General features: G+C 61.6%; 5 protein-coding genes and 1 pseudogene. 5 read left to right on the top strand and 1 reads right to left on the bottom strand.

What is annotated here, in order from left to right; all coding sequences use genetic code 11:
* Positions 1-86: 86 nt before the first annotated feature.
* Positions 87-995 (top strand): SphA family protein, encoded by a 909-nt coding sequence (locus AC1DN0_RS18255; RefSeq protein WP_441629675.1) that lies wholly within the window; start codon positions 87-89, stop codon positions 993-995.
* Between the two features lie 7 nt (positions 996-1002).
* Here the strand turns inward: AC1DN0_RS18255 and AC1DN0_RS18260 are convergent.
* Positions 1003-1164: pseudogene (locus tag AC1DN0_RS18260) on the bottom strand (IS5/IS1182 family transposase); the annotation flags it as partial.
* Positions 1165-1292: 128 nt separating this feature from the next.
* Here AC1DN0_RS18260 and AC1DN0_RS18265 point away from each other — a divergent pair.
* From AC1DN0_RS18265 to AC1DN0_RS18280, 4 genes are all read left to right on the top strand, one after another.
* Complete coding sequence (locus tag AC1DN0_RS18265; RefSeq protein ID WP_441629683.1) at positions 1293-2204, top strand: LysR substrate-binding domain-containing protein; 912 nt, start codon at positions 1293-1295, stop codon at positions 2202-2204.
* A 30-nt stretch (positions 2205-2234) separates the two neighbouring features.
* A complete protein-coding gene (locus AC1DN0_RS18270) occupies positions 2235-3851 on the top strand; it encodes an amidase (RefSeq protein WP_477145889.1) in 1617 nt (538 codons plus the stop codon).
* A 67-nt stretch (positions 3852-3918) separates the two neighbouring features.
* Positions 3919-4962 (top strand): glutathione S-transferase family protein, encoded by a 1044-nt coding sequence (locus AC1DN0_RS18275; RefSeq protein ID WP_477145890.1) that lies wholly within the window; start codon positions 3919-3921, stop codon positions 4960-4962.
* Between the two features lie 511 nt (positions 4963-5473).
* The gene (locus AC1DN0_RS18280) at positions 5474-6055 is read left to right on the top strand and encodes a substrate binding domain-containing protein (protein ID WP_477145891.1); all 582 of its coding nucleotides are present in this window, start codon (positions 5474-5476) and stop codon (positions 6053-6055) included.
* Positions 6056-6229: the final 174 nt, after the last annotated feature.

Raw genomic sequence — 6229 nt, forward strand, 5'->3', positions numbered from 1 at the left:
GAATAGTTAGCGTAGGCGCGCTTAACCGGCTGATGCGGATGCCCGGAGCCCTCAGCCGAAAAAGAGAATAAAGAGACGGAGGAGACATGATTAAAGTGCCCGCGAGATTTTTGACGGTTGTTGCGCTCGCATGCTGGCTCGCCTCGAAGGTTGAGGCAACCGAGAATGGCCAGACCAGTTACCCTGTTGGCGTCAATACCGTATTGAATGGAATCTTGCCACCGCCTGGTGAAACCCAGTTCTATAACTACACGCTTTACTACAATGCCGGAAAATTCGCTGGCCCGCATGGAGGAAGTCTCGTTCCCGGCTTCCACTTGAACACGTTTGCTGACGCCCCGCGTGTCGTTCACACATGGGGCACCACATTCGGCCCCTTTACTGTGTCCAGTGGTGCAATCGTCCCGCTCGTTCATCTTGGGCTGGAAACGCCAGGCGGCAGCGGCAAGCGCTATGGAATTGGAGACATCATTCTTGAGCCGTGGCTCATTGATTATTCAAATCCATCGCGAACATTCTTCGCCTTCCTCGCCACCAATGTCGCAGTGCCGAGCGGGTCCTACTCCGCCAACCGAGTGGCGAACACTGGTCGGAATGTATATGCGCTAATACCGCACATCAGTACCACATGGTTCCCCACGCCCGCAGTTGAAGTCTCCACCACCACGCTCGTAGAGATCAGTTCACCGAACTCGGCGACTCGACATCACTCTGGCGCTGTTGCAGCACTTGAATATGTTGTTGGATATTCGCTTAACAGCAAGTTCCAGCTCGGACTTCAAGGATACCTCCTGAAACAGTTCACCGATGACAAAGTCAACGGCGTGCCCGTAGGAGCGGATGGGTTTCGCGGAAAATCTGTCGCAGTCGGGCCGCAACTACGATACATGTGGTCGCCGGCGGCAGGCATTGTGCTCAAGTATCAGCGCGAGTTCGCCGTGCAGAATCGGCCGCAAGGCAACAAGTTCTGGGTTGAACCGTGTTTCCCTCTTTGATCGGAATGAGGCGACGTTCGAAGCGAATACGCAGCTTGCCGAACCCGGCAAGCTGCGCATGCGTTCGCTCGTAGTCTACGGCGACGTGGTGTCGTTTTCTGCCAAGTTTGCCGCGATCGGTGGGGTTCGGGCGCATTGACGGTCGTGGCGCGAGCGGGCGCCTGCCACGGCAATGGCGGTCATTGGGGGGTGTTCGACCGTGGCACTGCGCGCACCCCTTGCAGTACCATCGATGGAAAGCACACACCATTGACCCAACCCAACCCAACCCAACCCAACCGCTACCAAGGCAGCCAGATGCTGGACCTGAAAGACGTTTTTCACTTCGTGCAAGTGGTCGACCGCGGTGGCTTTACGTCTGCCGGCAACAGCCTGGGGCTGCCCAAGTCCACGTTAAGTCACAGGGTCAAGGAGCTGGAGGCTTCGCTGGGCGTCCGCTTGATCAACCGGACCTCGCGCCAGTTTGCCTTGACCGACGTAGGCGCTGAGTTCTACCAGTACGCTGTCGCCTTGCTGCAGAGCGCCGACGTCGCGGAACAGGCGATGCGCCAGAGGCTCGCGGAACCCAGCGGGATCATTCGCGTGACGGTAGCGGTCGAGCTTGCGCAGTTTGCGCTACGCCAGGTCCTGCCGACGTTCCTGAGCAGCCATCCCAAGGTCAGCATCGTGGAAATCGCCACGGACAGGCTCGTCGACGTTGTCGGCGAGGGCTTCGACCTGGCGCTGCGCGGACATACCTCGGCACTGCAGGATTCCAACCTGGTCCAACGGCCCATCGTCAGGGCGCCATGGTACCTGTTTGCGGGTGCCGACTACCTCGAACGGAGGCCACTCCTGGAGGAGCCGGAGCAACTTGCATCCCATGCCATCGTCTCGATGGTGCGCAAAGGGCCGCTGCAGTGGCAACTGCGAGGCCCCGACGGCACGCTCGTCACCATCCCGATCGAGCCAAGATTCCAGAGCAACAGCATGATGTCCCTGAAGGAGGCAGCCTGCGCCAACGTTGGCGTGGCAGCCCTGCCCGGGTATATCTGCCGGTCCGAGCTGCAGGCTGGCGTGCTGCGGCAAGTCCTGCCGGGCTGGATCGCCGCGGATGCGCGCATCTCGGCCCTCATGCCGTATCGGACCGGACTGCTTCCCGCCGTGCGGTCGCTGGTCGATTTCCTCGCCGTAGAGCTGCCCAAGGTCACCGCATTCGACGGCCGCTGACCCGGCACTACCTCCTCTGCCTCCAAAGCCATGCGGGCCACGCCCCGTGTGTCCCGCCGGGCGTTCCATATTCATGGACGCTGCGTTCGGCGCCAGCCAGCTTCCAAGGCCGAGCCGATCAACTATCGTTTCCAACCAGGGATAAGCCAACCGCAACGTCACCCTGGAGTGGAATACATGAACCAGTTGAACTGCCAGCCACGAGATGCGATCTTCTCTGGCCACGACATACTTCCGACGGCTGTCGGGTCGCTCGACCAGCACGGCATCCGACGCCCATCCCGAACGACGGCCCCGCATTCCATGGGCTTGCGCAACGCGCTGGATGCCCTTGCCACGCGGCAATTCACCGCGACGGCATTGACGGAGCAGGCACTCGAACGCGCGGAAGCCAGCAAGCGGCTGCTCAATGCATTCTCGGCGATCGATTGGGACCGTGCCCTGAAGGCGGCAGCGGAAAGCGACCGCCGCTATGGCGAACGCCGGCCGCGGCCACTGGAGGGACTGCCCATTGCGGTCAAGGATCTGATCGACACCAAGGGCATGGAGACCCGCTACGGTTCCGCAGCCTATCTCGGTCATGTGCCAGCCGCCGATGCGGACATCGTGAGAACTCTGGTGGAGCGCGGCGCGATCATCATCGGCAAGACCACGACCCACGAATTCGCGTGGGGCGTGACAACCGCCAGCGCCAGGTTTGGCGATACCCTGAATCCGCTGGACCATACACGCATACCCGGGGGTTCCAGTGGTGGCGCCGCGGCGGCGATTGCGCACGGTGCCATCATGGCGGGCGTGGGCACGGATACCGGCGGCTCGGTCCGGATTCCCGCCGCGCTGTGCGGCGTCGTCGGATACAAGCCCACGCTCGGCACGTTATCCACGCGCGGCGTGTTCCCCCTGGCGCCCACTTGCGACCACGTTGGCCTGCTCGGCGAGCAGGTTGACGACGTGCTGTTGCTCGCCGATGCGATTGACATCAGGGTTCCCGAGAGCGATGCGTGGCTGTCCGCACGGCTGGGCGTCATTCGTGACATCGCACCGGTTCCACTCAGTCCGGAAATTGCAGCGGCATTTGATGGCGCGATGAAGCGGCTGGCGCAGGTCTTTTCCTGTGTGAACGTCAGCACTTCCGGCCTGTTCGATGCGGTATTCGGTGCCTTCGCGAACATCGTCCTGATCGAAGGCGGCATCGAGCATTTCCGCCGCAACGACTGGGACCGTATCTCGACGCACTACAATCCGGAAACCGTCGACCGGCTGAAACGCGCGGAAACCATGGACCTGCGCGCCTATGCGGCGGCCCAGCAGACCAGGCGAAGTTTCACGACAAGGCTGCACGAGGTGATGTCGACGGTTGACTATCTCGTGCTGCCGACATGCCCGTGCACCGCACCGCATCTCGATGCCGGTACCGTGAGCATTGGCGCTTGGACCGGCACGGTCCGAGAGGCGCTGATGACCTATACGGCACCGTTCAATGTCGCGGGATTTCCTGCCATTTCGATTCCCCTGGCGACCGGCGAACGCAGYCTTCCCGCTGCCTTGCAGATCGTCGCGAAGCCCGGCGACGACGGTGCGCTGCTGCAGATTGCACAGCAGATGGAGCTGATGCTGCGAACGGGCACCGCCAACAAGAGTTGCTAGACGTCAACCCAAGAACAGGAGATAACGATGAACGATAGCGCCAAACCTGAGTGCCAGGAAACCAGCAATGAGCCATGACAAATTGACGAATATGGCGGCCGGTGCCCGTRCCGCCATCGCGGACCCCGCGCGAATCTCTCTCGTGGGTAGTGACGCCAACCCGCGCTTCGAACTGTTCCACGCGGCCAGTTCACTCTGCTCGCAGAAAGTGCGCACGGTATTGTTCGAGAAGCAGTTGCCGTACCGTTCGAACAATATGATGATCCTCGGTTCGATGGGTCCTGATGGCGTTGTTCCAGCCGAGCACTACCATCCGCCCTACGTCCGACTGCGGTTGCTTGCAGGCCGGGAAGTGGGGCGGGAACTTGTCAGCGRCTATAGCGGGCGTACTTCGGTGGAGACCGAAGGCTTTGATCCCTGCGCGGTCCCGTTGCTTGTGGACTACGAGGCTGGCCGTGTCATTGCCGATTCCAGACGGATCTGCTGCTATCTCGATGCGGTGTCGCGCGATCCCGTTCATCTCGTGCCGGAGGATGCCGATGTGCGTGCCCAGGTGATGCACCAGGTGAGCATCGTCGATCAGATCCCGAACGGCACCTTGCTCTACGGCTTTCATCCCGATGCCGACCTGCGGCCTGAAGCGCTCAAGACGGCCATGGAAACGGTCTACGACTACAAGATCAAGGCGCTCGAAGCCATGATTGACGCCAATGCCGACGATGCGGAGCTCATTGCGGCCTATCGCGCGAAGATCGCGAAGGAGCGGGGCGGCAAGTCGGTCTGCCACGATGCGGCATTTCAGCGCGCCGCACGTCGGCACGTCGCGGGCCTCTTGACGGACCTCGACCATGCGCTTGGTTCGTCGTCACCGTACCTCAGGGGGGAATCATTCTCGCTCGGCGATGTGCTGTGGGGTGTCAATCTGGTTCGGATGGCTTATCTGGGGCTTGCGTCGATGTGGGAAAACCTGCCCAACGTCGAGCGATATGTTGATGCGCTGGCCAGGCGTCCGTCCCTGTGCACGGAAGCGGTCCAGGCCACTGTCGATTCCATGCCGCCTTCGCGCTATATGCATGTCATTGCCGGCTGCGGGGAGGCGGTGCCGGTGTAGTCCTCCTGCCACAGGCACCGATCAATGCCGGTGCCTGTGGCAGGAGGGGAATGGGCGGAGACTCTGCATCTCCGCCCATTTGCTTTCTCAGGCTGCCACGGGTTCTTGCTCGCAGTGCAACGCATGCGCGAGCGGTGTCACCCTGCGGCCCTGGAATCGGGCCACGGCCAGGTGGTCGTCGTCGGGCTTCTTGGCATCACTGAAGCTGTCGGAACGTGTAGGAAAAACTGAACGATCGGGGCCGGCGCAGTGGTGCGCGCCAAGGTTTGCCCGGATCCGCGGATGCGCGCCCTGGGGTATGATCGGGGATCAAGATCACACCCACATCCGAACCGTTGCCACCGCCGGCAATGATCCGCGCCCCAAGCAATGCTGGATCTGAAGGACGTCTATTACTTCGTACAGGTGGTTGACCGCGGCGGGTTCACCTCGGCCGGCGAGATGCTTAGGCTGCCCAAGTCGACGCTGAGCCATCGCCGCGGAGATTGCGCAGTTTGCGTTGCGTCACGTGTTGTCCACATTCCTGTCCGACCATCCCAAGGTCAAAATCATCGAGACCGCCACGGACAGGATGGTGGACATCGTTGGAGAGGGATTCGATCTGGCGATCCGCGGCCACACGGGCCAGCTCCAGGACTCCAATCTGGTACAGCGTCCGCTCGCACGCGCGCCGTGGTATCTCTTCGCAGGGCCGGAATATCTCGAACGGGTGTCCCAACCGGAACAGCCGGAGGAATTGGCGTCGCATTCGATCATCGCACTGGTCAGCAAGGGAGCGCAGCAGTGGCAGCTGCAGGGGCCGGACAAACGCGTCGTCGTGGTGCCGATTGACCCGAGATTCCAGAGCAACAGCCTGATTTCGCTGAAAGAGGCCGCTTGTGCCAACATCGGCGTTGCGGCACTGCCCGGATACGTCTGCCAGGCCGAACTGAGGGTCGGCGCGCTGCGGCAGATCCTGCCCGAATGGATGGCCGCGGATGCTCGCATCACGGCGCTGATTCCCTATCGCACCGGCCTGCTGCCGGCAGTACGTACACTGGTCGACTATCTTGCCGTGGTGATGCCCAAGGTGACGRCTTTCGACCGAAGCTGACCTGGCAAGCCGCGGGTACGGGATCTTTTTTTAGGTTCTTCAGACTTTCGTGTGGGTAGGTAGTACGCTTTCGCGCATGGCTTGGTAAGGAGGTGTGCGATGGACAGCGTGGAACTGTACCGGCAGCTGCTTGGCGTGACTGCGCCATGGACGGTGGAGCGTGTCGACCTGGAC

The organism is Cupriavidus sp. 05N39 (assembly GCF_056397325.1).